The 25,049-nt window shown below is 68.9% G+C and carries 18 protein-coding genes; 10 read left to right on the top strand and 8 right to left on the bottom strand.

What is annotated here, in order from left to right:
* The first annotated feature begins 148 nt into the window (after positions 1 to 148).
* The 4 genes from ACFQ9K_RS35375 to ACFQ9K_RS35360 all read left to right on the top strand — a co-directional run bounded on the left by ACFQ9K_RS35375 (position 149) and on the right by ACFQ9K_RS35360 (position 5,258).
* Positions 149 to 928: a phosphatase gene (locus tag ACFQ9K_RS35375; protein WP_378713419.1), complete on the top strand. Its 780-nt coding sequence runs from the start codon at positions 149 to 151 to the stop codon at positions 926 to 928.
* Between the two features lie 170 nt (positions 929 to 1,098).
* Positions 1,099 to 2,274, top strand: coding sequence for an MFS transporter (locus tag ACFQ9K_RS35370; RefSeq protein ID WP_378713418.1), 1,176 nt, complete (start codon positions 1,099 to 1,101; stop codon positions 2,272 to 2,274).
* A 328-nt stretch (positions 2,275 to 2,602) separates the two neighbouring features.
* Positions 2,603 to 3,037: an EXLDI protein gene (locus ACFQ9K_RS35365; protein ID WP_378713417.1), complete on the top strand. Its 435-nt coding sequence runs from the start codon at positions 2,603 to 2,605 to the stop codon at positions 3,035 to 3,037.
* 34 nt (positions 3,038 to 3,071) lie between these two features.
* On the top strand, positions 3,072 to 5,258 hold the full coding sequence (locus ACFQ9K_RS35360; protein ID WP_378713416.1) for an MMPL family transporter: 2,187 nt from the start codon (positions 3,072 to 3,074) through the stop codon (positions 5,256 to 5,258).
* 73 nt (positions 5,259 to 5,331) lie between these two features.
* Here ACFQ9K_RS35360 and ACFQ9K_RS35355 read toward each other — a convergent pair whose 3' ends face one another.
* The 5 genes from ACFQ9K_RS35355 to ACFQ9K_RS35335 form a co-directional block, all read right to left on the bottom strand.
* Positions 5,332 to 7,536, bottom strand: a complete 2,205-nt coding sequence (locus tag ACFQ9K_RS35355) for a hypothetical protein (protein ID WP_378713415.1) — start codon at positions 7,534 to 7,536, stop codon at positions 5,332 to 5,334.
* A gap of 243 nt (positions 7,537 to 7,779) precedes the next feature.
* Positions 7,780 to 8,523: a CPBP family intramembrane glutamic endopeptidase gene (locus ACFQ9K_RS35350; protein WP_378713414.1), complete on the bottom strand. Its 744-nt coding sequence runs from the start codon at positions 8,521 to 8,523 to the stop codon at positions 7,780 to 7,782.
* Between the two features lie 206 nt (positions 8,524 to 8,729).
* The gene (locus tag ACFQ9K_RS35345) at positions 8,730 to 9,659 is read right to left on the bottom strand and encodes an RluA family pseudouridine synthase (RefSeq protein ID WP_378713413.1); all 930 of its coding nucleotides are present in this window, start codon (positions 9,657 to 9,659) and stop codon (positions 8,730 to 8,732) included.
* A 58-nt stretch (positions 9,660 to 9,717) separates the two neighbouring features.
* Complete coding sequence (locus ACFQ9K_RS35340; protein WP_378713412.1) at positions 9,718 to 10,170, bottom strand: TIGR03667 family PPOX class F420-dependent oxidoreductase; 453 nt, start codon at positions 10,168 to 10,170, stop codon at positions 9,718 to 9,720.
* 37 nt (positions 10,171 to 10,207) lie between these two features.
* Positions 10,208 to 10,375 carry a hypothetical protein gene (locus ACFQ9K_RS35335; RefSeq protein ID WP_378713411.1) on the bottom strand — a complete coding sequence of 56 codons (168 nt, stop codon included), beginning with the start codon at positions 10,373 to 10,375 and terminating at the stop codon, positions 10,208 to 10,210.
* 424 nt (positions 10,376 to 10,799) lie between these two features.
* Here ACFQ9K_RS35335 and ACFQ9K_RS35330 point away from each other — a divergent pair, with 424 nt between their 5' ends.
* Complete coding sequence (locus ACFQ9K_RS35330) at positions 10,800 to 12,644, top strand: ABC transporter ATP-binding protein (protein WP_378713409.1); 1,845 nt, start codon at positions 10,800 to 10,802, stop codon at positions 12,642 to 12,644.
* Positions 12,641 to 14,377, top strand: a complete 1,737-nt coding sequence (locus ACFQ9K_RS35325) for an ABC transporter ATP-binding protein (protein WP_378713408.1) — start codon at positions 12,641 to 12,643, stop codon at positions 14,375 to 14,377. Before ACFQ9K_RS35330 ends, ACFQ9K_RS35325 begins: the two co-directional genes overlap by 4 nt.
* 46 nt (positions 14,378 to 14,423) lie before the next feature.
* Here the strand turns inward: ACFQ9K_RS35325 and ACFQ9K_RS35320 are convergent, their stop codons facing one another.
* The 3 genes from ACFQ9K_RS35320 to ACFQ9K_RS35310 form a co-directional block, all read right to left on the bottom strand.
* Positions 14,424 to 15,812 (bottom strand): alpha/beta hydrolase family protein, encoded by a 1,389-nt coding sequence (locus ACFQ9K_RS35320; protein WP_378713406.1) that lies wholly within the window; start codon positions 15,810 to 15,812, stop codon positions 14,424 to 14,426.
* Between the two features lie 168 nt (positions 15,813 to 15,980).
* Positions 15,981 to 16,688 (bottom strand): siderophore-interacting protein, encoded by a 708-nt coding sequence (locus ACFQ9K_RS35315; RefSeq protein ID WP_378713404.1) that lies wholly within the window; start codon positions 16,686 to 16,688, stop codon positions 15,981 to 15,983.
* A gap of 102 nt (positions 16,689 to 16,790) precedes the next feature.
* Entirely contained in the window at positions 16,791 to 17,252 is a 462-nt protein-coding gene (locus tag ACFQ9K_RS35310) for a hypothetical protein (RefSeq protein ID WP_378713402.1), read from the bottom strand.
* A 199-nt stretch (positions 17,253 to 17,451) separates the two neighbouring features.
* On the opposite strand from ACFQ9K_RS35310, the gene ACFQ9K_RS35305 reads away from it, so the two are divergent.
* The 4 genes from ACFQ9K_RS35305 (at position 17,452) to ACFQ9K_RS35290 (ending at position 25,020) form a co-directional block, all read left to right on the top strand.
* Positions 17,452 to 18,750, top strand: coding sequence for a SidA/IucD/PvdA family monooxygenase (locus ACFQ9K_RS35305; protein ID WP_378713400.1), 1,299 nt, complete (start codon positions 17,452 to 17,454; stop codon positions 18,748 to 18,750).
* Positions 18,751 to 18,792: 42 nt separating this feature from the next.
* A complete protein-coding gene (locus ACFQ9K_RS35300; RefSeq protein ID WP_378713398.1) occupies positions 18,793 to 19,746 on the top strand; it encodes a methionyl-tRNA formyltransferase in 954 nt (317 codons plus the stop codon).
* A 71-nt stretch (positions 19,747 to 19,817) separates the two neighbouring features.
* On the top strand, positions 19,818 to 24,026 hold the full coding sequence (locus tag ACFQ9K_RS35295; protein WP_378713397.1) for an amino acid adenylation domain-containing protein: 4,209 nt from the start codon (positions 19,818 to 19,820) through the stop codon (positions 24,024 to 24,026).
* A gap of 7 nt (positions 24,027 to 24,033) precedes the next feature.
* Positions 24,034 to 25,020, top strand: coding sequence for an ABC transporter substrate-binding protein (locus tag ACFQ9K_RS35290; RefSeq protein ID WP_378984157.1), 987 nt, complete (start codon positions 24,034 to 24,036; stop codon positions 25,018 to 25,020).
* Positions 25,021 to 25,049: the final 29 nt, after the last annotated feature.

Raw genomic sequence — 25,049 nt, 5'->3', positions numbered from 1 at the left:
GCGAACCAGTCGGACGCCCGCGGCTCGTCCATCCGGGCTTGTAGTGTCGTGTTGACGGCGATCGAGGACTGCGTCCGTGCATCTGGCTCGGTGGCGGTCGGCCGATGCGGAGGTGGGATTGTTGGTGCAGCCATATGATCGGGCGCTGTTGCGGAAGCATCTGTTACAGACTCGGATAGCGGGGGATGTCGCGACGCCACGCGAGGGGAACCTGGCGCACTACCGGCGGATGGTCGCGAAGGATCCCGGGTATCAGTTCGGGCTGACGCTGAAGGATTGGACGTTCGACGAGACGCTGGACATGATGGCGCGGTTGTGCGGCGTCAATCCCGATCCGCGGCACCGGCAGGGAGCCGACACCATCGGCGTCGACCTGACCATCGCGGCGCTTGACGAGATGGGCGCCAGAATCGGGCAGGCCGCGCGGGACCAGGAGACGGTGTTGCTGGCGACCGGTCATCCGGGGCCGCTCATGGGTGTTTACCGAGCCGTCGAAGATGCCTTGCACGCCGCGGGCTGCACGATACTGACCCCGGCGGCCGGCTGGTCGTACCAGGTCATCACCGCCAATGGTTCGCGGGTCCGCGAAATCGTGTACACCTCGGGCGTTGCCGCACTCAGCACCGGCGGCCGGTTGCAGCACACCCACGACCCGAACCCGATGCAGGCCATGCTGCAAGAACTGCGCGACAGCCCGGAGCCGCAGCCCTGGCCCGACCTCGTCATGGCCGACCACGGCTGGGCCGGAACCGCGGGTGAAGCCGGCATCGACACCGTCGGATTCGCCGACTGCAACGACCCGGCCCTGTTCGCCGGCCACGCCGAGGGCAAGATCGCGGTCACCGTGCCGCTGGACGACGGCGTCTTCCCCGAGTACTACGAACCCATGATCGACTACCTGCTCGACCGCGCCGGGCTGACCAGCTGAGCGCCCGCCCGCGCGTGGCCGAAAGCTGAACTACCGCTTGCGCGTTGAGTGACGAGCAGGGGTTTCCCCGGGCCGGGTGAATTCATGGGATAAATCGCTGGCGGGTTGTCGGCGGGGCGTGACAAGCTCGGTTGGTGCGGTCCTATCGAGTGGTTTTGTCGAGTGCGGCGGTGCGGAATGTACTGCTGCTCGGGGCCCTGGTGCGCATCCCGTTCTTTGCCGGGGCCGTGCTGCTCGCGCTGCATGTCGTCCAGACCCTGCACGGGTCGTATGTGCAGGCCGGTGCGCTCAGCACGATCGTCACGGTGTGTATCGCGCTGAGCGGACCGTGGCGTGGGCGGCTGCTCGACCGATTCGGACTGCGCCGCACCATCGCGCCGTCCATCCTGATCGGCGCGGTCTGCTGGTCGATCGCGCCGTTCGTCGACTATGTGCCGCTGCTCATCCTGGCCGCCATCGCGGGCCTGTTCGACGTCCCGATCTTCACCGTGGTCCGCCAGGCGGTCATCGCCGCGACCACCGAGCAGAACCGCCAGCCCGCGCTCGCGCTGGAGGCGGTGTCCGTCGAGTGTGCGTTCATGGTCGGGCCGATCGTCGGCGTGGCCGCGGCGGGCATCTGGTCGACCACGATGGTGTTGTTCTTCGTTCAAATGACGCTGGTGCTCGCGGGCATTCTGCTCTGGGTCCGCAATCCACCCCTGCGCTCCGCCGCGGACGCCGATCGAGCGAGTTCGGTCGCCGTCCCGCGCCGCAGCTGGTTCCGCCTCGAATTCGTCGCCCTGTGCGTCGGCGCGAGCGCGGCCATCGCGGTGCTCGCGGGCTCCGAACTGACCTTCGTCTCCGCGATCCGCGAGTTCGGGGCGCAGCAGTGGCTCGGCGTGGTCCTGGCCGTCTGGGGCTTCGGCTCGGTCGTCGGCGGCCTCATCTACGGCGCGCTGCACCGCTCCATCTCGACCTACCTGCTGCTCGCCGGCCTGGGCGCGGTCACCCTCCCGATGGCGTTCGCCGTCGGCCCGATCTCGCTCGCCATCACCGGCCTGGTCGCCGGATTCTTCTGCGCCCCAACCATTACCGCCTCCATCGATCAGATGAGCCGGATCGTCCCCGAGGGTGGCCGTGGCGAAGCCATCGGCTGGCACAGCGCCGCCCTCACCCTCGGCAACGGCATCGGCAGCTCACTGGCCGGCATCGCCATCGACGCGGGCGGCTTCCCCGCCGGCTTCGGCGCGGCCGCGTCCCTCGGTTTGGTCATCGGTCTGGGCATCCCGCTGCTGCTCATGCTGCGCGGACGCCGCCGCCCGGCGATGCACCGGGAGCCGGCGGCGGCCGGCCAAGTCGGCGCCTGAGTTCTCCTGCGTCCCCGCCGGTTCCGTTCCCGGCGCCCGCCGGTTCGTTCACCGCTGCACCGGCCGATGTCGAACGCTTCTAGCGGTCTGCGCCTCATCCGCCCTGCTCAATCAGCCTTCCGTACGGCCCTGTGGAATCAAGTCCCGACAGGGTCTTGCGCTATACGTATACATCTACATATAGTTGGCCAAGGCGGGACGCCCTACGCGGGCGGATCGGCACAACGGGATGAACGGCAGATCTGCGGGGGTCGACGGGAACGCACGAGGGGTTCGTCGGCTGCCGGGTCTATGCGCACATGCGCACTAACTTATGAATGGAGTCATCATGGACACGCAGCACGCGGTGGATGAGGTCGTGCGTTTCGAGAAGGGGGATCCCGACCAGTTCGGCGAGGTCGTGGTGAAGATCGGGCCGGGGGGCGCGCGGGCGCAGCGGTTCACCGGCCGCCTGCTGGGGGAGTCGACGCAATTCACCAGGGTGGGGGTGGAGCAGGTCCGGGTCTACCTGACCCGCAAGGGCAAGTACGCGGTGCACAAGCAGAGCACGGACTGGACCGACTTCTCGGTGATGACCGACTGGGTCAAGGACCTGAAGAAGGACTGGCGCAACGGTTTCGACCTCGATGACCAGAGCTGGGGCGATTCCACGCTGCAGGTGCTGGATTCGGTGGAGGAGCTGCGCGACCGGGTGCCGCTGAAGATCTACCGCACGCTCGTCGAGGTCACCGAACACCCGCCCATCGAGGATCTCGACATCTGAGCCGCGGCTCGGATACCGAAAGGACTTGTCCCCCATGTTTGCTCGTCTCGGGCAGTTGGTCGTGCACCATCCGTGGAAGGTGATCGGCCTCTGGCTGCTCATCATCGTCGGCGTGGTCGCGGCGGCACCGCAGCTCACCTCGACCACCGACCAATCCGATTTCCTGCCTTCGCATTACGAGTCGATCCAGGCACTCGATATGCAGCAGAAGGCGTTCCCGCAGAGCGCGGCGCCCTCGGCGCTCATCGTCTTCGCCCGTTCCGACGGGGCGCAGCTCAGCGACGGCGACACGGCCGCGGTCGCGTCGATCGGCGCGAAGCTCACCGACGCGAAGATCAAGGATGTACTCGGCCTACAGGCGATTCCCCCGTCGGAGAACCGGCTGATCCAGGTCATCGCGGTGCAGCTGACCAAGGCGACCAGCGCGAGCGACACGACCCAGAGCGACGCGGTCAAGGCGCTGCGCGGCTCGTTGCAGGACCAGGTGCGTGACACCGACTTGAAGGCGGGCATCACCGGTCAGGCGGCACAGCTGCTGGATCAGGTGGAGTCGAGCAACAAGGGCATGGCCATCATCGGCGCCGCGACCATCATTCTGATTCTGGTGCTGCTGCTGATCATCTTCCGCAGCCCGGTGATCGCCTTGCTGCCGATCGTCACCATCGGTGCGGTCTCCAGCGTGGTCACCGGACTGATCGCCATGGTGGCCAAGGCTTTCGACCTCAAGATCGACAGTTCGGTCAATGCCATCCTGCTGGTGGTGCTGTTCGGCGTCGGCACCGACTACATCCTGTTCCTGATGTTCCGCTACCGGGAACGGTTGCGGGCGGGGGAGGATCCGAAGACCGCCATGGTCAGCGCCGTCACCCGGGTCGGCGAGGCCATCACCTCCGCGGCGGCCGCGGTGATCATCGCCTTCATGGCGCTGACCCTGTCCACCCTCGGCATGTTCCGGGCGCTCGGTCCGGCGCTGGCGATCGCCGTCGCGGTGGCGCTGCTGGCCGGGCTGACCCTGATCCCCGCCGTGGTCTCGCTGTTGGGCACCAAGGTGTTCTGGCCGTCGAAGGCGTGGCGGGCGGAGCCGAAGGGCGCACGGTTCGGCGCGATCGGCGCGGCGCTCGGGCGGCGGCCCGCGGTGTTCGCCCTGGTCTCCGGTGGCGTGCTGGTCGCGCTCGGCGTCATTGCCGTCGGGTTCAATCCGACCTTCGATCTGAGTTCTGGCTCGACCTCGAACGCGTCCGAATCGGTGGTCTACAACAAGGAACTGCTCAAGGGCATGCCCGCCGGTGCGACCCAGCCGTCGGACGTGTTGCTTCGCACGACCGAAGGCGCGCTGACCAGCGACCAGCTCACCGCCTACCGGGCGGCGCTGACCGCGGTGCCCGGCGTCGGCCAGGTGGCCGAGCCGCTGCTTTCCGCGGACAAGGCGACCGCCAATTTCCAGGTGACGCTGACCTCCGCACCCGAATCGGACGCCGCGATCGAGACGGTGCGCGGTCCGCTGCGCGACGCCGCGCACGCCGCGGTGCCGGCCGGGACGACCGCGGCGGTCGGCGGCATCACGGCGGTGTTCGTCGACTTCCAGGACGCGATGAACCACGACTACGCCATCGTGTTCCCGGTGGCGGCCATCCTGATCATGATCGTGCTCGGCCTGCTGCTGCGCAGCCTGGTCGCGCCGTGGTACCTGATGGCGTCGGTGTTCCTCGGGTTCGCCGCCACGCTCGGCGCTTCGGTGCTGGTGTTCCAGCACCTGCAGGGCGAGACCGGGCTGATCTTCACGCTGCCGGTGATCATGTACCTGTTCGTGGTGGCGCTCGGCACGGACTACAACATCCTGATGGTGGCGCGGTTGCGGGAGGAGGCCCGGGAGGGGCACGACCCGAAACAGGCTGCGGCGCTTGCCCTGCGGCATACCGGACCGACGGTGGCCGCGGCGGGCCTGATCCTGGCCGGCACCTTCGCGTCGATGATGTTGGCGGGCAACAACGTGCTCTCGCAGATGGGATTCGCCATCTCGGTCGGCATCGCGATCGCGGCCTTCGTGATGGCGATGTTCTTCACCCCGGCGCTGACCGCGCTCCTCGGACACCGCGCGTGGTGGCCGGGGCATGGGGACGAGAAGTCCGGCGGCTCGCCCGAGGTGCACGACACCGTACGAGGTGATGGGGCACTGACCGTGCCCAGTGGGAGTTGGTCCGACACCGGTCAACGACGGTAAGTAAAACGAAAAGGGCTGTCCTCCGGTCATTCCGGAAGACAGCCCTTTTCGCGTGCCGGGTGGAGCGCAGTCGTCAGCCGCTGATCGCGTAGGGGCGGCGGACCTTGATTCCCGCCTCGACCGCACGGGCCACGGCGGCGCGGGAGACGCCGACCTCGTTGGCGATGCCCGGCGTCAGCCAGGATTCGTCGGCGAGGCGGAAGATCTGGGTGAGCTGCTCGATGGACAGGTTCGACATGCCGCGTCGCGCGATCTCGTGTGCGAGAGCGGTGATTTCGTCGTCCTCGTCGATGTCGTCCTCGTCGTCCAGGAAATCCGGTTCCACCGGCGGCTCGGCGCGGACCCGGGCGACGACTACCGGCTCGGTGCGCGCGGTGGGACTGGCCGGCTCGGTGCGCGCGGCGGGGCGGGACGGTTCCGGAGTCGCCTCGAAAGCGAGTTGTTCGATCTCGGCGTCGGGAGTGGCCGTCTTCCGGCGGTTCGCTGCGGGACGGGAGACGGTTTCGCCCGAGATCGCCTGTGCGACAGTGTCGGCGATGGCTGCTGAGGCCTTACGTATGGAGTCACCAGGATGAGGCTCTTCTGGCTCGTCGCCACGGTGGGCGTCGGTGGTGGTTTCGGGAGCCGGGGTACCGGTGTCGGGATCGGTGCGCGCGGGCGGCACTTCGTGCACCGGAAATAGCTGCATGGCGTGGCCGTTGACGGCGGCGTGACCGTTGTTGGTCTGTGCGCCGCGGCCGCCGTCGACCGGGTGGCCGTTGGATGGTGTGGCATCGCCGGTGGGTGGGGTGGTGCGGTTGATCCCGTTGACCGGCTTGCCATTTCGTGCGGGCCGGGCGGTGTCGGTGACCGAATCGCCGTTCGTCATCGGACGGCGATTCGTCACTTCGTCGTCGTTCGTGACTGGATGATCGTGCGTGACCGAGTCGTCGTGCGTAACCGGGTGGCCATTCGCCACCGCGCGGCCGTTGGTGATCGGGTGGCCGTTCGCGAACGCATGGCCGTTGGACGGCGAGGTGTTGCCGTTTGTCCGCGCAGACGACTCGATGGTGTTCGATTCGGTTGCGGCGTCCTGGTGCCTGGACGAATCGGGCTGGACCGCAGAGCCGTTGGTCGACCGGCCGTTGTGGACCGGTGCGGCGGAACGCGGGTCGTGCAGCTCGACCGGCAGTGGATGGCCGTTGATCGCCGAGAACGGCACCGTGACCTGGCCGTTGGTCGATGGCCGAGGCGCATCGCCATCGGGTGCATCGGCCGAGTGGACCGGGTCGGCCGAGAACGACCGCACCGCATGCCCATTGGTCGCCGCGACGATCGGTTCCGGATGATCGTCCCGCCGATGTTCCGTCGGCTCATCGACATTCTCCACCGGACTCGCCTCGGCCAGCCGAGTAGCCGCGGTCGCCGCATACGGATCCACTCCGCTGAGCGACCAGCGCCGATCATCCGGCGCGTCGACCGTGAGCTCAGTCGGCGAATCCCGATCGCTGACCCGGTGCCGAATCACCGTCGCGTCCCGGTCCACCACCGGAGCGCCGTCGATGAGCAGCGCGTATCGCGCGGAAACCCACGCGTGCAACCAGATCACGACCCCGACCATCACCGGCGCGATCGCGTACTCCGCGGCCCGCCCGAACGATCCCGAGGTCAGGTGCGGCCCGGCGTTCAGCGCGATGGTGGTGCCGAGCAACGCGGTCTCGAAGAACACCACCTTGCCCCGGGCGAGCTCGCGCCCCCAGCGGGCGGCGGTGGTCGCGGCGACCATGATGGTGATGATCGGGATCGAGATCATCGCCTCGATTCCGTAGCTCAACCAGTACAGCGGGTCGGTCATGTCCCCGCTGGGCACCAGGTTGTGCTGCACGTTCACCCCGGCCCACACCATGCCGAGCACCACGACGGCGATCAGGGCCCGCGAGGACCATTCGGCCCGCCGATACAGCTGGGCCAGCCGCGCGTCCTCGCTGGATACCCGCCGGCGCGCCGCCAGCGCCCGCCGATGCCACCGCGCGTCCGCCTCGTCGGCCCGGCGAATCGCGGTCGCGCTGCGCCGGTCTCGCTTCTCGGCGGCCAGCTCTTCCTCGACCGCCCGGCGCCGCTGCATCCGCCGTTGCGCCCGAACCCACTCGGCCAGTTCGCGTTCCGCCCTGATCTCGCGCTCGGACAACACCTCGAACAGCGCGGCGTCGTGCTGCAGCGGCAATTTTCCGCGGGCCGTCTCGACCCGCTGCGCCAACGCGGCGATCTCGGAACTACCGGTGGATTGTTCGTCGCGCATCGCGAGCCTTCCCGGAGCAGATCGTCAGCAGACCTACTTGCTCGAACGTATGTGTGATCGCACTGAGGCTAAACCGGCCACCGGCCGAGGTCAATGCCGACGCTCGAAAACCAGTGCGAATATCTCTCGTGATCGTGGGACACGCCGATTTAGCCAACACGCCGTCGGTGTCGGTTCCGAATTCGCGCGGATTACCCCGGGAATTCCGCTGCGCCGCGCATGTTTTCGGCGCCTGCGGCGGAGTCAGCTGAGTGTCGTATGCCAAACGATGGCGGCGGCGAGCGCGCCCGCGCCGTTCACGGACCAATGCAGGGCGATCGGCGCGAGCAGGCTGCCGCTGCGCCGACGCAACCAGGTGAAAACGACGCCTGCCCCGGCGGTGGCGACAACGGCAAGCAGAATGCCGACGATCTGCCCCGCGACTCCGCCGCCGACAAACCCGGAAAGTCCGCGATTACTGCTGGTCAATCCGAGCGACGAGGCGATATGCCACAAACCGAAAAGCAATGATCCGGCGGCGAAGACCCCGCGCGCGCCATAAACCCGATCGAGCGTGCCGTGCAGCACCCCGCGAAACGCCAGCTCCTCGGGAATCACCGTCTGCAACGGAATCACGATCATCGACGCGATCAGCGCGCCGGAGATGGTGGCGTAGCGATCGGCCAGGAAGAACGGCCGGGTGATCGGCAGCATCGCACCGATGGCGACCGCGGCGAGCACGATCCCGACCGCGCCGAGCGCGTAGACCGTCCCGCGCCGCCACTGCCGGGGCGAGAGGCCGAGTTCGTGCCAGTGCAGTCCGCGCCTGCGCATCAGCGCCAGCAGCGCCACGGCGGCCACCGGCACGGTGACGATGCTGGCCCAGGCGGTGGTGAAATGCGCGATCAGGTTGGTCCCCGCGAGAACGACGACAACCACGGCCACATCGGCGTACGCGTGCAATGTGTGGCGGGGCGGAGCCGCTTCCTCGAGGTCCTGTGCGAGCATCCCGCCCAGTGTACGGATGGGTGCCCGGGCCGCCGCTCGAGTGGTCAGGTGCGGTCGGCCTACCCGAATTCGCCGGATATGCGGGTCTCGATGTGGCGGCGCGGCGCACCGGCTACTCTGACTGGAACCTGTTTCAGTTCCATGAGCCGCGCCCGGCGTGGCCTGAGCCCCGCGGCGGGCGCATGGGCCGGCTGACCTCCAGTGCGTCAGCCGGCCCACCCCACCGGATCTGTCCAGGCCTGCAACGTGCGGGTGGTGTCGAAGCGCCGCGGTTCGTGGCTGATCGGATCGGTGAACTCCAGCGACGCGGCCAGCAGTTGCAGCGGACGGGTGAAATCGTCGACCGGCTTGTCGGTGATCACCGGATAGAAGTCGTCGCCGAGAATCGGGACGCCGAGGCCGTTCATGTGCAGCCGCAGCTGATGGGTGCGCCCGGTCAACGGCCGCAGTCGGTAGCGCCCGAGCCCGTCGCGCTGCTCCAGCAGTTCGATCGAGGTCTCGGCATTCGGCTCGCCCTCGACCTCTTGTGCCGCGAGCACGTGCTTCTCCTTGATGATGCGACTGCGCACGACCCGCGGCAGGGTCAGCCCGGGATCGACCGGCGCGATCGCCTCGTATTCCTTACGTACCGTGCGCTTGTGGAACATCGTCTGATACGCCCCACGCCGCGCGGGGTTGATGATGAACAGCACCAGCCCCGCCGTCACCCGATCCAGCCGATGTGCCGGAATCAGGTCCGGCAGGTCCAGTTCCCGGCGCAACCGGACCAGCGCCGTCTGCACGATGTGCTGGCCGCGCGGGATGGTGGCGAGGAAGTGCGGCTTGTCCACGACCAGCAGGTCCGCGTCGCGATGGACGATGGTGATGTCGAACGGCACCGGCGTCTCGATCGGCAGATCCCGGTGGAACCACACCGCGCCGCCGGGCACATACGGTGCGTCCGGCGGGATCGGGCCGTCGAGATCGACGATTCCGCCCTCGCGCAGCAGTTCATCGATGCGGCTCGGAGCAACCCGGGGTAGTCGCTCGACCAGATGGTCGCGAATCGTCGCCCAGTCCCCGTCCTCCGGCAGCCGGAGCCGGGCCGGGTCCAGGCCGTGCCGCTTGGGCAACGGCGGTTGCTGCCGCCTTCTCATCGGCATCGACCCTAGTCGTCGGCCATTTCACCGGCCGCGCGGGCCGGTGCGCGCGGCCTCAGAAACCGCGCAGGCGATCCGGTCGGATTCGGACGATCGCCGAGTATTCCGCGAAGAACTGCTCCGCGGTCAGTTTGATGTCGCGCAGGCCGTCGGCGTATTTCGTTGCGTACGTCTCGATTTCGTCCGGGGTCGGCGCGACGTCATCGATCCGGGCGGTGCCGGTGAACACGACCACGTCGCCGCCCCACTCGGTGCTGTTGAAGTTCAGCGACACGCGTGGGTTGCGGGCGAGGTTGCGCAGCTTGGCCTGGCCGGGCTTGCTGAACAGCAAGAACTCGTCGTCGCGCCACTGGAACCACACCGGGTTGGGTTGCGGTGTCCCGGTGGCGCCGACCGTGGTCAGCCAGATCACCGGCTCCCGTTCGAGCCGGGCGACGACCTTGGCGCCGAAGGCGGTGCTCGGGTCGACGACGGGTGCGGCGGAGCGGTCGGATGCCGTAGTGGTCATGTGGGGGACAACACCATGACAACCCGGAGGATTCCGCCTAGGGCGTCGCCCGCTCGTCGAGCACCATCCGCCGCGCCTCGACGAGCGTCCGGCGCGCACGCCGGCGCACCCGGCACACGTCGACGCTGCAATTCAAATGGACCTGCATAGCGCGGTGGGCCTGATCCGGCGTCAGCTCGCCGGGGTCGGTCGAACAGCGCGACATTGTGGAAATGACTTGTGTAACAAACATATTCACGACTCCGTAGGCAGTGCTTCCGTGTGCACAAGAAGCTAGCGATGTATGTGCGCTATCGGAGCTGGTCGGCCGTTCGTTCATGGAGCATTCCCCGGCGCGATGGGCGGCTGAAAGCCATGGGTATTGCGGTGTTTTCGCAGATGTCCGGAACAAGTCCAGTGCGCGACACATCAATTCGGCGATAAATGCGAGTATTTCTGAATTGCGGGCCGGGCGTACGAAGGTCTGTGCCGGAAATCGCACTTCGGTCCGTGGCGTGCGTGCCCGATCGGGAGTCGGTGGCGCCCCACCCGCGGCGCAGATAACTTAGGCTAACCTACATTCTCGTCCGATCTTGTGTGACGATGAGTCCGGTCGGGGGAGGCCCAACGATGGCGAGAGGCAGCAACACATGACGGTGGAGGTCGCGCCGCTTCCGGCGGCGGAGGCGGGGAACCGGCCGCCCAAGGCGGTGGTCAAGGCGCGGAAGCAGCAGGAAAAGCTGGCCCGCAAGGAGATCCTCGCGCCGGTCCGGCACGCCCTCACGGGGGCGAGCCTGATCATGGCGGTGGCCTCGGTGTGCACCGTCGTGCCGTTCGTGCTGATCGTCGAGGCCTGCCGGGAGCTGCTCGCCGACCAGGTCGACACCGATCGAGTCTGGCGCCTGGTCTGGGCGGCGATGCTGGTGCTGCTGATCCGCGGGCTGCTGCAGGCGGTCGCGCTCACCTGGTCGCACCTGGTGGACGCCGGCTATCAGCTCACCGTCCGGCGCGCGCTCGCGGCCAAGCTGACCAGGGTGCCGCTCGGCTGGTTCGGCGAGCGCACCTCCAGTGAGGTGAAGAAGTACCTGCAGGACGATGTCGAGGCGCTGCACTATCTGGTCGCGCACGCGCGGCTGGAGTTCGTCGGCGCGCTGATCGTGCCGGTGGTCACCCTCGGCTACCTGGTGACCGTGGACTGGCGGCTCACCCTGGTGCTGTTGATTCCGCTACTGGCGTACGCGATCTCGCTCAGCAAGATGATGGATCAGGACAGCCGGGATCGGCTGGCCGTCTACAACCGGTGGGAACACCGGACGCAGGAGGCGACCATCGAGTTCGTCGACGGCATTCAGGTGGTGCGCGCGTTCGGCCAGGCGGGCAAGGCGCACAGCGTGTTCCAGGACGCGGTGGACGGGCAGGCGCGCAGCCTGGATCGGTGGAAGACGCCGATGATCCGGCTGCAGTCCGCCTCCGACATCGTGGTCGCCCCGGTATTCGTGATGCTGCTGGTCGTGCTCGCCGGACTGGCGGGGGTCGGGCTCGATTGGTTCGCGCCGCTCGACGTGCTGCCGTTCCTGCTGGTCGGTCTCGGACTGGGCAGCTCGCTGCTCGGCCTCGGCTACGGCGGACAGGCGCTGCGGGCGGCGGGCGCCGCGGCGGTGCGGCTGCACGAGTTGCAGCAGACGCCCGAATTGGCCACCGGGACAGGCGCTTCGCCGGTCGCGGAGGAACAAGGTGTGGTCCGGTTCGAGTCGGTCGGCTTCGGCTACCGCTCCGACCATCAGGTGTTGCACGATATCGATCTAGAACTGCGGCCGGGCACCCTCACCGCGCTGGTCGGGCCGAGCGGCTCGGGCAAATCGACGCTCGGCAAGCTGGTTCCGCGCTTCTACGATGTCGACTCCGGCCGAATCACCATCGGCGGGCGCGATATTCGCGACTACTCCACCGAAGAGCTGTATCGCACGGTCGGCTTCGTCTTCCAGGACGTACGGCTGATCCGCGGCACGATCAGGGAGAACCTGCGCCTGGCCGATCGGAACGCCGAGGACGAGGCCGTGGAACGGGCGGCGCGGGCCGCGCAGATCCACGACCGGATCATGGCGCTGCCGCGCGGCTACGACTCCGAGATCGGCGTCGACGCCAGCCTCTCCGGCGGTGAGGCGCAACGGCTTTCGATCGCGCGCGCGTTGCTCGCGGACAGTCCCGTGCTGGTGCTGGACGAGGCGACCGCGTTCGCGGACCCGGAGTCCGAGGCCGCCGTGCAGGACGCGCTCGCCGTGCTCGTCGCCGGGCGCACCGTGCTGGTGATCGCGCACCGGCTGCACACCATCACCGGCGTGGACCGAATCCTGGTGCTGGAGAACGGAACCATCGTCGAGCAGGGCGACCATCTGAGCCTGCGTGCCGCCGGTGGCACCTACCAGCGGCTCTGGGAAATCAACGAGGCGGCGCTCGGCGCGGTCTCCCTCATCGACAAGGAGGCGGCGCGATGATTCGCAAGGTTCTCGGGCTCGTCCCCGACGAGTTCGCCCCGCTGACCCCGAAACTGTTCGCCGCGATCACCGCGCAGGCGTTGAGCCAGGCGGTGGCCTATCTGCTGCTGGTCCCGGTGCTGGAGGCGCTGTTCGATCGCGATCTCGGCCGGGCCTGGTTCTGGGCGTTGCTGATGATCGCCGCGGTCGCGAGCGTCGCGATCTTCGGTTATCTGCAGGCGGTGCTCGGCCTGCGCATCGCGGTCGGCATGCAGCTGCGGCTGCAAGCCCGGATCGGTGATCAGCTCAACGCGCTGCCGCTCGGCTGGTTCGAAACCGCCAGTGCCGGAAAGCTGTCCAGGATCGCCGTGGAGAATGTGCGCGAAATCCAGGGCACCGTCGCGTATCTGCTCGCCAAGGTGCTCAACAGCGTGATCGTTCCGCTCGGTGTCGCGGTGGGCATGCTGTTCATCGACTGGCGGATCTCGGTGGCCATGCTGCTCGCGGCGCCGGTGCTGGTCGTGGTGAACAGCCTGGCCAACCGGGCCTACACCAGATCCGACGAGCGGGTGCACGCCGCGGCGTCCGAGGCCGACGCGCGCGTGGTCGAGTTCGCGCAGGCACAGCCGGTGCTGCGGGCGTTCGGCGCGGTCGGCGCGGGCAACCGTGCCCTCGATTCCGCACTGCACCGGCAGCGTTCGGCGATCACCCGGATGGTGTTCACCGCGGTGCCCGGCCTGATCGTGTTCGCGCTGTTCGTGCAGGCGGTGTTCCTGGTGCTGGCCTACGTCGTGGTCGGCAGGTTCACCGACGGCGCGGTCTCGGCCGCGGCCGCGGTGGCGCTGATCGCGGTCAGCTCGCGGTTCATCGAGCCGTTGAATCAGGCCGCACAGCTCGCCAACGGACTGCGTGCGGCCGCGGGCGCGGTCGACCGGGTCGGCGGACTGCTCGCCGAGCCGGTGCTGCCCGAGGCGAAAACCGCTGTCTCGCCGGGGATTCCGGCAGTCGAGTTCGACAACGTGAGCTTCGGCTACCGGCCGGATGAGCCCGTGCTCGCCGACCTGACGTTCACCGTGCCCGCAGGCACCACCACCGCGATCGTCGGGCCGAGCGGCGCGGGCAAGACCACGCTGCTCCGGCTCGCCGCGCGCTTCTACGACGTGGACGCGGGCCGCGTACTCGTCGGCGAGCACGACGTGCGGGACCAGCCGTCGGAGACGCTGCTGGATCAGCTGTCGCTGGTCTTTCAGAATGTCTACCTGTTCAATCGCTCGGTGGCGGACAACATCCGGATCGGCAAGCCCGCGGCCACCGACGCGGAAATCTGGCAGGCGGCCGAGGCGGCCAGGGTGGACGAGATCGTGGAGCGCCTGCCCGAGGGGCTCGATGCCGCGGTCGGCGAGGGTGGGGTCGCGCTCTCCGGCGGTGAGCGGCAACGGGTTTCGATCGCCCGCGCGCTGCTCAAGCGCGCGCCGATCGTGCTGCTGGACGAGGCAACCAGCGCGCTCGATCCGCACAGCGAGGCGGTGGTGGTGCGCGGCATCCACCAGCTCACCAAGGACAAGACGGTCATCGTGGTCGCGCATCGCCTGGCGACCATCGCGCACGCCGACCAGATCCTGTTCCTCGACGGCGGCCGGATCGTCGAACGGGGCACGCACGCAGAGCTTCTGGCCGCGGGTGGGCGGTACGCCGACTTCTGGAACGAACGCTCCCGCGCTGCCGGATGGCGACTGGAGCCGGTCGCGGTCTGACCGGGCGCCTGGTCTGCTGCTTGCGGCACCGGCCGTCGCGAGCGATCTAGCGCACCGGTCCGCCGTGGATGTCCCGGTAACGCGCCGCGGCGGCCTCGACATCGCCGCGGCCACCACCGAGCGGCTCCCGCAGGAACGCGGTCAGTATGTCGTTGGTGGCCCGCTGTGTTTCGCGCGGCCCCCGCGAGCCGCCCATCAGTTCGGCCGTCAGCAACCTGGCCGGATCGGCGAGGAATCGCGGAGCGTCGGTGAAGCTGTAGTGGTTGGCCTCGGCGATCTCGTAGCGGAAGCCGCCGGCCCGCAAGCGCTCGAGCAGGGCGCGATTGCCGTCCAAATACGCTGTGCCGTGGCCGGTTTCCGCATGATCGCTTTCCAGCAGGAGAAACGGCTTCGGCAACGATTGCTGCGGCAGGGTGCCGTACAGCGTGCCGTCGATATTCGCCGCCGCCTTGATTCGCCCGTCGCTCGCGACTGCCGCCGTCGCGGCCGCGCCGCCGAACGAATGCCCGATCGCGGCGACATGTTCGGTGTCGAGGCGGCCGGAAAGCCTGGCTCCCAGGATGTCCGGCCGGTCGAGCTGATCGACCACGAAGCGCAGATCGGCGGTGCGCACGTCGAGTAGTCCACTCATGTAGCGGGATTGGTCCGGGTCGTCGTCGAGGAAATGCTCCCGCGTCGTCGCGATGGTGCCGTCGGCGAGCTCGGTGACCGCGGCCTCGTACGGGTGGTCGACGGCGAGCACGACGAATCCGCGACTGGCCAGGTCCGCGATCAGTCCGGTGTAAAAGGCGCGCGGCGCACCGTATCCGGGGGAGAACAGCACCACCGGCCAGCGCGACCGGTCGGGGTTGACCGGCACGTCGAGCAGGGCGTGCGTGTCGATCCGGTGATATCCACGCATCAGGAAACTCGGCAGCACGGTGACCCGATCCGGCAGTCGATCGGCGCCGTCGATGTAGGTCGAGCGCTTTCCGTGCGCCCCCGGTTCGGCCGGATACCAGGCCTGCACAACGACATTGCGGTGATCGTCCGGTGCGTCCGTGGCCGGCTCCGGCCGGTTCGGATCGACCAGCCGAAGGACCTCGGTACCGACGGCATAGGCCCCGGTGGGCCGGGGCAGATCGGGAACCGGGACCATCGCCCAGGCCAGCGCGGCCGGGGCCAGCAGCAGCGCGACGACCACCCTGGCCACCGTCGTCCAGCCGCCGGCCCGCCATTTCGCCTGCCAGACAACGAGTCCGGCGGCCGCACCGAGCAACAGATACGTCGGCGCGAACTGCCAATAGAACCCCTCGAGCAGCAATTGCGCCACACACCCGGCAAGCAGCACGGGCAGCGCGACGGGCGCGACGCGTCGCGCGACGGGTGCGGTGGCGACCGTCGTCACCGCGAATGCGACCGCGGCGAACCCGAGTACCGCGTCCAGGATCGACATGCCAGTTGAACCTCCGCTCCGGCGCCGGGCCGCGCAGGTGCCGCGCGGACGGGTTCGAATCCGAGTTACAGCCTGGCGGACGAGGGCGCCGGCGCGCGTCGACAGCAGGTCGCGATCCGGGTCATCCTCTGGGATGAACCGACCCCCGCCGAATGGCGGATCGGCGGCTCACTTCCAGTAGGCGCGCGACTTGATCGCGGTTTTCGGCAGGTCATGGGTGGTCTTGAGGGTCTTCACGATGGATCGCGTGGTGTGGCCGTCGCAGGCCACCCAGCCATAAGCGTCCTTCGCGCAGGAGATCTCGTGCGCCCGCTCGCGCAGCAGCCTGCCGTTGTCGACGCGCTGCACCCAGCTGACCTCGTGGTGCGGCTTGTTGCGCACCGGCAGCGTGGTGTCGGATTCGTACTGCCATTCCAGCCAGACCCGCGCCGGGGTGTCGCCGATCGCGTCGAGCAGCGAGTTGACCGCGGGCAGCGAGGCGGTATCGCCGAACACCAGGTATTCGCTCGGCGTCGTCTCGGGCAGCGTGAAATCGGAGCCGAGCACGCAGGCCTCGATCTCGTCGCCGACCAGGGCCCGCTGCGCCCACGCGCTGGCCGGCCCGCCGTGCAGGGCGAATTCGATGTAGAAGTGGTCGTTCTCGGGATCCTGATCCACCAGCGTGTAGCCGCGCTGGTGGAGCTTGTCACTCGCGGTATCGGGGACCCAGAGCCGGATCCACTGCGTGGGATGCACGGGGTGCGCCGCCAGCAGGCCACCGGCGGTGAAGCCGATGCGCTGGTACTTGTCCGTGATGCTCTCGGTCGAGGTGACCCGGAAGCGGTAGTCGTCCGCCCGCCAGGCCTTCAGGATGAGGCCATTGGCTCCTTTACCCATGCGGCTAAGGCTAGCCTAAGTAAAGTAGAAAGTCGCGCGCCCGCCGGACGCGATCGGGCTCCGCGCGCCGCACGGAGCCCGATGTCGTTGCGGCCCAGGCGATCAGCGCTGCTGGCCCGCGTAGTACGCGATGGTGTCGACCGACTCGCTGGTCAGCTTCCAGATGCCGTCGATCTGCCGCCAGGCGATCTGGATGGGTGGGAAGGTGCCGTAGCCGGGGACGGTGACCATCAGGTCGGCGTCGAGCGTGTCGCCCGCGGCGCGCGCGTTCTGCACGGTCCAGGTCAGGCCGGGCACGCCGCCCATGACGCCGCCGACCCGTTCGACGACCGCGAGGTCGGCTTCGCCGCCCTCGAGTTCGGCCGCGCGGGCCGAACGTGCGGCCCCGGAGTTCAGCACCAGCGAGAGCTTGGCATTCAGCTCGCCGGCCGACGGCGCGGCGGTACGCACGATGGCGGGTGCCGCGGTCGCGGGAGCGGCGATGGCCACCGTGCCGAAGGCGCCGAGAGCGGCGGCGGAGAGGGCGATTGCTGCGGTGGCCGCGTGGGCTTTGCGCTTGATCATGTGCATTTCCATTCCGTTGGGGCGTGGTGGCGCCGGGCCTGGGTTCTTCGCCACAGGGCTGGCACTGCCCATGAATATAAGGTAAGCCTATGCATATATGGGGCGGCTCGACCGCCCGGCGTCGCGGGTGCCGGACGCCGCCGAGCGTCGCCGCAGCTGGCGGCCCGATCCGATAGCTGCGCGGTGGCTGGAATCACAGATGGGAGAACCGGTGGGCAGACTTCTCGTGGTCGGAGCTGGTCCGAAGGCCATGGCGGTCGCGGCGAAGGCGCACGTGCTGCGCGGGCTCGGCCTGCCGGCGCCGCAGGTCGTCGTCGTGGAATCGCAAGCGGTGGGCGGCAATTGGTTGCCCAGCGGCGGCTGGACCGACGGTCAGCATCGGCTCGGCACCAGTCCGGAGAAGGATGTCGGTTTCCCCTATCGCTCGACCTGGGCGCGCGGGCACAACCACGCGATCAACGAGGCCATGATGGCGTTCAGCTGGACGTCGTTCCTGGTCGAACGCGGTACCTACGCCGAATGGGTGGACCGCGGCCGCCCGAGTCCGCACCACACCATGTGGGCCAAGTACTTGCAGTGGGTTTCGCGCAAGACCGACCTCGAACTGGTGCTCGGCACGGTCGGCAAGATCTCCCCGGCGGCCGAGGGCTGGTCGGTCTCGGTGACCGGCGCGGACGGCTCGATCAGTGCGATCGAGGCCGACCGGTTGATGATCACCGGTCCGGGGCACTCCCGCCGCGCGCTCGCCGAACATCCGAAAGTGTTGAGTATCGCGGACTTCTGGGACCTCGTCGGCAGGCGTCGGCTGCCTGCCTCGTCGCGGGCCGCGGTGATCGGTGGCGGTGAGACCGCGGGCTCGGCGATGGACGAACTGGTCCGCCACGACGTGCTCACGGTGTCGGTGATCTCGCCCGCCGCGACCATCTACACCCGTGGCGAAAGTTACTTCGAGAACTCCCTGTACAGCGATCCGGCCAAGTGGCGTGCGCTGAGCATTCGGGAGCGGCGCGACGTCGTCCGGCGCACCGACCGGGGCGTCTTCTCCGTGCGCGTGCAGGAGAACCTGTTGGGCGACAGCCGGGTTCATCATCTCCAGGGTCGGGTGGTGCGCGTGGCCGAGCAGGGCGAGGGGGTCGCGCTCACGTTGCGCAACGAACTGCGTCCCGATCAGGTGCACACCTTCGATCTCGTGGTCGACGCAACCGGCGGGCAACCGCTGTGGTTCCTCGAGCTGTTCGACGCCGACGCGGCGGACCTGGTCGAGCTCGCCGTCGGCGGGCCGATCACCCAGGCGCGGCTCGAGGCGTCGATCGGTCATGATCTCGCGGTCTCCGGGCTGGACGCCAAGCTGTACCTGCCCAATCTCGCCGGCCTCGCGCAGGGCCCCGGCTTCCCGAACCTCAGTTGCCTCGGCGAACTCTCCGATCGTGTGCTTGCCCCGGTGCCGTCCGCGCCCCGGTCGATTCCCCAGCCCGCGATTCAGCGAGCAAATCGGTAGGCTAGGCTAGCCTTACTTATATTCGAGGATGGGGTTCGGTTCATGCGCATCGTGTCGTTCGGCTTCCAGACCTGGGGCCGCAAAACCCTGCAGGCGCTGCTCGATTCGGAACACGAGGTGGTGCTCGCGGTCACGCACCCGGCCAGCGAACAGTCGTACAAGGCGATCTGGTCGGACTCGGTCGAGGAGCTCGCGCGCGAGCACGGCATCCCGGTGCATCTGACCGAGCGAGCCGATGCCGCGACGATCGATCTGGTCAAGCGGGCCGAGCCGGACGTCATCGTGGTGAACAGCTGGTACACCTGGATGCCCGCCGAGCTCTACGCGATGCCGCCGTACGGCACGCTCAATCTGCACGATTCGCTGCTGCCGAAGTTCACCGGATTCTCGCCGGTGCTGTGGGCGCTGATCAGCGGTGAGTCCGAGTTCGGGCTGACCGTGCACCGGATGGACGAGCAGCTGGACACCGGGGACATCCTGGTGCAGCGCGCGCTGCCGATTCCGCCGGACGCCACCGGGACCGAGCTGGTGCTCGCCGGAATGGACCTGATTCCGGGCGCGGTGCACGAGGCGCTGAGCCTGCTCGAGTCCGGCAACGCGGTCTGGCGCCCGCAGAACAAGGCCGAACGCACCTACTTTCACAAGCGCTCCGACCGGGACAGCCAGATCGATTGGCAGCGCGGCGCCGTCGATCTGGAGCGTTTCGTGCGCGCCCTCTCCGAGCCGTACCCGCGGGCGTTCACCTGCTATCGCGGGGAACGGATCGAGGTGCTCGCCGCCTCGGTCTCCGCGGCCTGCTACGGCGGCACCGCGGGCCGAGTCGTCGTGCAGGAGGGTGGCGGGGTCGTGGTGTGCGGGCCGGACCCGGTGCGTGGACGCAACCGCGGCCTGGTGCTGACCCGGATCCGCACGGCCGACGGGGTCGAACACGACGGCGCCGAATTCTTCGCGCGCGGCGGCTATCTCACCGCTGTCCCGGAGGCGTCCTTCGGCTGACCGTTGCCGGGGGTATGCGCGGTCACGCGCGCGGACCGGGAAGCGACGTTCAACCGGGGGCTGAAGGAATCATGTCGATCATTGCGAACTCTCCGAATCGCCTGCGGGACAGCCGATCCGATCCGGCATCGAACGACAACAGCGAGGGTGCGCGGTTCCCGTTGTCGGCCGCGCAGCGGCGCGCCTGGTTCCTGCAGACCCGCGATCCGGCGGACACCACGCTCAATATCTGCGTGGCGTACCGCCTGACCGGGCCGTTGTCCGTCGCGCGCTTGCGCGCCGCGGTCGGCGCGGTGGTCGCTCGGCACGACATTCTGCGCACCACCTATGGTTTGGCCGCGGACGGGGAGCCGTTCCAGGTCGTCCGGCCGGAGCTGGCGCCGTCCTGGCAGGAACACGATCTGTCCGAGTTGGCCGAACCGAGCCGGGCCCGGCGGCTGGAAGTGCTGGCGCGCCGCGTGTTCGGCCGTCCGTTCGCGCTGGCCGACGAGGCGCCGCTACGGATCACGGTGGTGCGCACCGGATCCGGCGAGTTCGCCGTCATCCTGGTCGCGCACACGATCTGCTGGGACGACGATTCGTGGAGTGTGCTGCGCGCGGAGTTGAACGCCGCGTACAACGGCGCCGCGCCGGCCGGCCGCGCCACCCAGTTCGTCGAGGTCGAGGCGCTGGGCAATGACCTCCGGTCGGCCGAGCCCGGCGCGGCCGCGATCGACTATTGGCGCGGCACGCTGCGTCCGCTGCCGGAGCCGCTCGAGCTGCCGGGCCGGCCGATCGCCGCGGACACCGAGACCCGCCGGACCGGGCGCTGTGTCCTTCCGGTTCCCGCTGAGCTGCTTTCCCGGGTGTACGCGTTCGCCGGCGAATACGACTCGACCCCGTTCGCGGTGGCGCTCGCCGCCTTCCACGCGCTGATCCACCGCTACACGGCGGCGACGGATTTCCTTGTCTCGGTACCGGTCTCGACCCGGGATGCGTCGGCCGTCGCGGTGATCGGATACTTCGGCAACACCGTGCTCCTGCGGGCCGCGGTCCGGCCCGAGGACACCTTCGCGAGTTTCGCCGCGCGCGTTCGCGACACCTGTGCCGCGGCGTTCGCGCATCAGGAGGTCGGCATCGACCGGGTGATCCGCGAGATCAATCCGGACCGGGGCAACGGCAGGGACGGTCTGGAGCAGCTGGTGCGGGTCGGCTTCGGGGTGCGCGAGGCGCCGCGCGGCTTCGAGTTCGACGGCGTCGCCGCGACCGGACTCGACCTGGTCCGCTCGGCGCCCGAGGTTCCGTTGCGGGTCACCACCGTCTTCGACGCGCAGGGCGCGCACGCGGAGGTCGAATACTGGGCCGGCGAGGTCGAGCACGGGCTCGCCGAGCAACTGCTCACGCACTACGTCCAGCTGCTCGACAGCGCGCTGTCCGCGCCGGACGCGCGGGTCGGCGATCTCGATATGTATGGGCCGCAGGGCCGTTCGCGACTGCTGGCGCAGTCGCACGGCACGCTGGTGCACGCCCCGGCGACCACGCTGGTCGCGCTGTTCGAGCGGACCGTGTCGGCCACACCCGATGCGCTCGCGGTGGTGGCGCCGAGCACCGACCCCGCCGCGGACGTGTCGATGACCTACGACCGGCTCGACCGACGCGCGAATCGGCTGGCGCACTGGCTGATCGGGCAGGGCGTCGGCACCGAGGACGCGGTCGCGCTGCGACTCGGCAACTCGGTCGAATTCGTGGTCGCCGTGCTCGCGGTGCTCAAGGCAGGCGGCGCCTACCTGCCGATCGATCCGGATGATCCGGACGAGCGCATCGAGGAGTTCTATCGAGACGCGGCTCCGCGCATGGTGTTCGGCATGGTCGAGTTCGCCGCCGCGGAGCAGTCCGCGGCCGGGCTGCCCGACCATGATCCGACCGACGCGGACCGGGTGCGCCCGCTGCGCCCCGGCAATCTCGCCTACCTCATCTACACCTCGGGTTCGACCGGAAAGCCCAAGGGCGTGGCGGTTTCGCATGCCGCGATCGCCGAACATCTCGAGGGCTTCCGCGCGGAATGGGGGATGACCGCCGACGATCGGCTGCTGCAATCCTCGCCGGTCAGCTTCGACGCCTCCCTGCTCGACATCTTCGTCACCCTGACCGTCGGTGCGCGCCTGGTGATTCCGAAGCGCGCGGCGTTCCGCGACATCCCGTACGTCGCCGATCTGATCACCCGCTGCGGAATCACCGTGCTGCACATGGTCCCGTCGGCGTTGAGCACGTTCCTGTTGCTGCCCGAAGTGAGCGAATGGCGTGCGCTGCGGCATGTTCCGGTCGGCGGCGAGGCCTTGCTCGGCGAGGTGGCCGACCGGTTCTCCGGCGTCTTCGACGCCGAGTTGCGCAACCACTACGGGCCGACCGAGGCGGTGGTGTCGGCGACCCACATGCCCGTCGACGGCCCGCAGGGCACCCGGATCGTGCCGATCGGCGTGCCCAACCGCAACGTGTACTGCTACCTGCTCGACGACCGGCTGCATCTGGTCCCGCACGGGGTGGTCGGCGAAATCTATCTCGGCGGTGCGCAATTGGCCCGCGGCTACCTGCGCCGGTCCGGGCTCTCCGCGGAGCGCTTCGTCGCCGATCCGTTCCTGTCCGGTGAACGGCTGTACCGCACCGGGGATCTGGCGCGGCGCACCGCGGACGGGGTGCTCGAATTCGTCGGCCGCGCCGACGCGCAGGTGAAGGTGCGCGGCTACCGCATCGAGCTCGGCGAGGTGGAGGCCACCATCGCGGCGCATCCCGGCGTCGGGCACTGCGCGGTGGTCGCGGTGGCGGACCGATCGATCGGCATGATGCTCGCGGCCTACGTGGTTCCCGCCGCGGGCGAGCTCGACCTCGAGCAGGTGCGGACCCGGGTCGCCGCGAGCCTGCCCGAGTACATGGTGCCGTCGGCGTTCATGCTGATCGACGAGATCCCGCTGACCAAGCACGGCAAGCTCGACCGCACCGCGCTACCCGAGCCGGTCCGGGCCGCTCGCGGCTATCGAGAACCGGGCACCGCCACCGAGATTCGGCTCGTCGCGCTGTATCAGGAGATCCTCGGTGTCGACCGGGTCGGCGCGGACGACTCGTTCTTCGACCTCGGCGGGCACTCGCTGCTGGCCAACCGCTTGGTGCCGTGGCTGCGCGCCGAGTTCGGGGTGGAGATCGACGTGCGCGTGATCTTCGACCACCCGACGGTGGCCGGTCTCGCCGCGCTCATCGAGGCGAGTCCCGTGGTGGCGCCCGCGGAATTGACCACCGCCGAACGCGAGCGCGTGCTCGGCGAGTGGTCCACCGGCGTCGAGCTCGCCGACGTGGCCGACCTGGCCGAGGTCATCCGCCGCGGGCACGGGTTCCCCGGTGCGCGCCCCGCGATCCGTTGCGGGGCAAAGGCCCTGACCTATGGCGAGCTGTTCGACCGGCTGGCCGCCGGACGGCCGGACGAGGTCATACCGGCCACCGATCTGGGCGACCGGTTGATCCGGCTGGTCCTGACCCTGGTCGGTCCGGCCGGCGAATCCGCCGACGGCACGTGCGATTTCGCCCTGCCCGCCGCCGATGCGCTGGCGGTGGCCGTCGCGGACCGCAGGGCGGTGGCCGCGGATCGCCGGTGCGGGCGCACCGATCCGGCCTACAACGCGCGCGACGTCCGCCTGCTCGCGGTGCGGCGCATCGACGCGCGCGCGGCGGTCGAACTGTTCGCCGCGCTGGCCGACGGCGCGCTGCTCATCGTCGCGACCGAGGCGCAACGGACCGATCCCGCCGAATTGGCCGCGCTGATCACCGAATTCGCGGTGACCCACGTGGTCACCGATCCCGGTACCGCCGCCGCGCTCGCCCAGACGGCCGAGCCGGCGTCGATGCCGGTCTGTCGCTGGGACCTCGCCGGAATCGATACTGCGTCAACACTTCCCGCCTTGCTCGCGGCCGCCGCGCCAGGCTCGGCGGGCACCCTCGCCTACGCGGTGCCGGAGTACGTCGGCGCGGTCGCGCGTGGACCGCTGGACGGCACCGGGCGGGTGCGCCCGATTCCCGGCGCCAGAGTGCTGGTGCTCGACGAACGCGGCGGGCCGGTCCGGCCCGGCGTGCTCGGTGAGGTTTTCGTCGGCGGCGCGGCACTGGACCGCGCGGGCGACGCGGCCGGGGGACCGTTCCTGGCCGATCCGTTCGCCCCGGGGTGGTTGGTGCGCACCGGTGACCGTGCGTCCTGGACCGACGACGGCTGGCTGGTCTTCGGCTCGACCAGGTGTGATTCGCGATATGAGGAGTGAGGCAATGATGCTGGGCCGAAGAACGGCGGGACGGGGTCGTGGCCTGGTCGGCCGGGCCGTCGCGGTGCTGGCGGCGGGTGTGCTGCTCACCACCGCCGCCTGTGGATCCGATGACCAGGGCGGCGGGTCCGGGGAGGTCACCATCACCCACTCGATGGGTCGGACCGCGGTGAGCGGCACCCCGAAACGCATTGTCACGCTGGGTAATCAGTGGCTCGATGCCACGCTCGCCCTGGGCGTGACGCCGGTCGGTTACGCCGACAACGTCTCGCAGGGCGCGAAGTCGCAGGTGCCATGGGTGCCGGACTCGTTGAGCGAGGCCAAGGTGCTGAAGATGGGTGCCGATGTGGTGGAGCAGATCGCCGCGCTGGAGCCCGACCTGATCCTGGTGCCCGGTTTCATGGTGGATAAGGCCATGTACGACAAGCTGTCCAAGCTGGCGCCGACGATCGGCCCGGTGACCCCGAACGCGCAGATCGACCAGTGGTCGGATCAGCTCGCGACGCTCGGCAAGGTGCTGCACAAAGAGTCGGACGCGGACAAGGTGGTCGCGAACGTCAACGGGCGCATCGATGAGGTGGCGCACCGCTATCCGGGCCTGCGCGGCAAGACCTTCCTCACCTGCATGCTGACCGGTCCGGCGCAATTGATGGTGCTGGCCGATCCGAAGGACGGCTCGGCCGCGCTGTTCAACCGGCTCGGCATGGCCATTCCGGAGCAGATCGCGAAGGAGGCGCCGAGCGGTGGCCGGCTGGCGCTGTCCCCGGAACGGTTGGGCGACTTGACCTCCGACATGCTGATCTGCGGCGCGCTGCCGGCCTTCACGGAGAAGTTCAAGCGACTGCCCGGCTACGACGAGTTGCCGTCGGTGCGGAACAACGGCATCGCCTTCGTCGACGTGACGACGATCAGCGCCATCAATATCCCGACGCCGCTGTCGGTGCCGTACGTCCTGGAGAAGCTCGATCCGACCTTGTCCGCTGTGAGCAAGTAGGCACTACTGGTCCGTTGGACCTATCTGCT

Source organism: Nocardia sp. NPDC056564 (genome assembly GCF_042793755.1).
Taxonomy (GTDB): Bacteria; Actinomycetota; Actinomycetes; order Mycobacteriales; family Mycobacteriaceae; genus Nocardia.
This window is presented reverse-complemented; position numbering and strand designations above follow the sequence as displayed.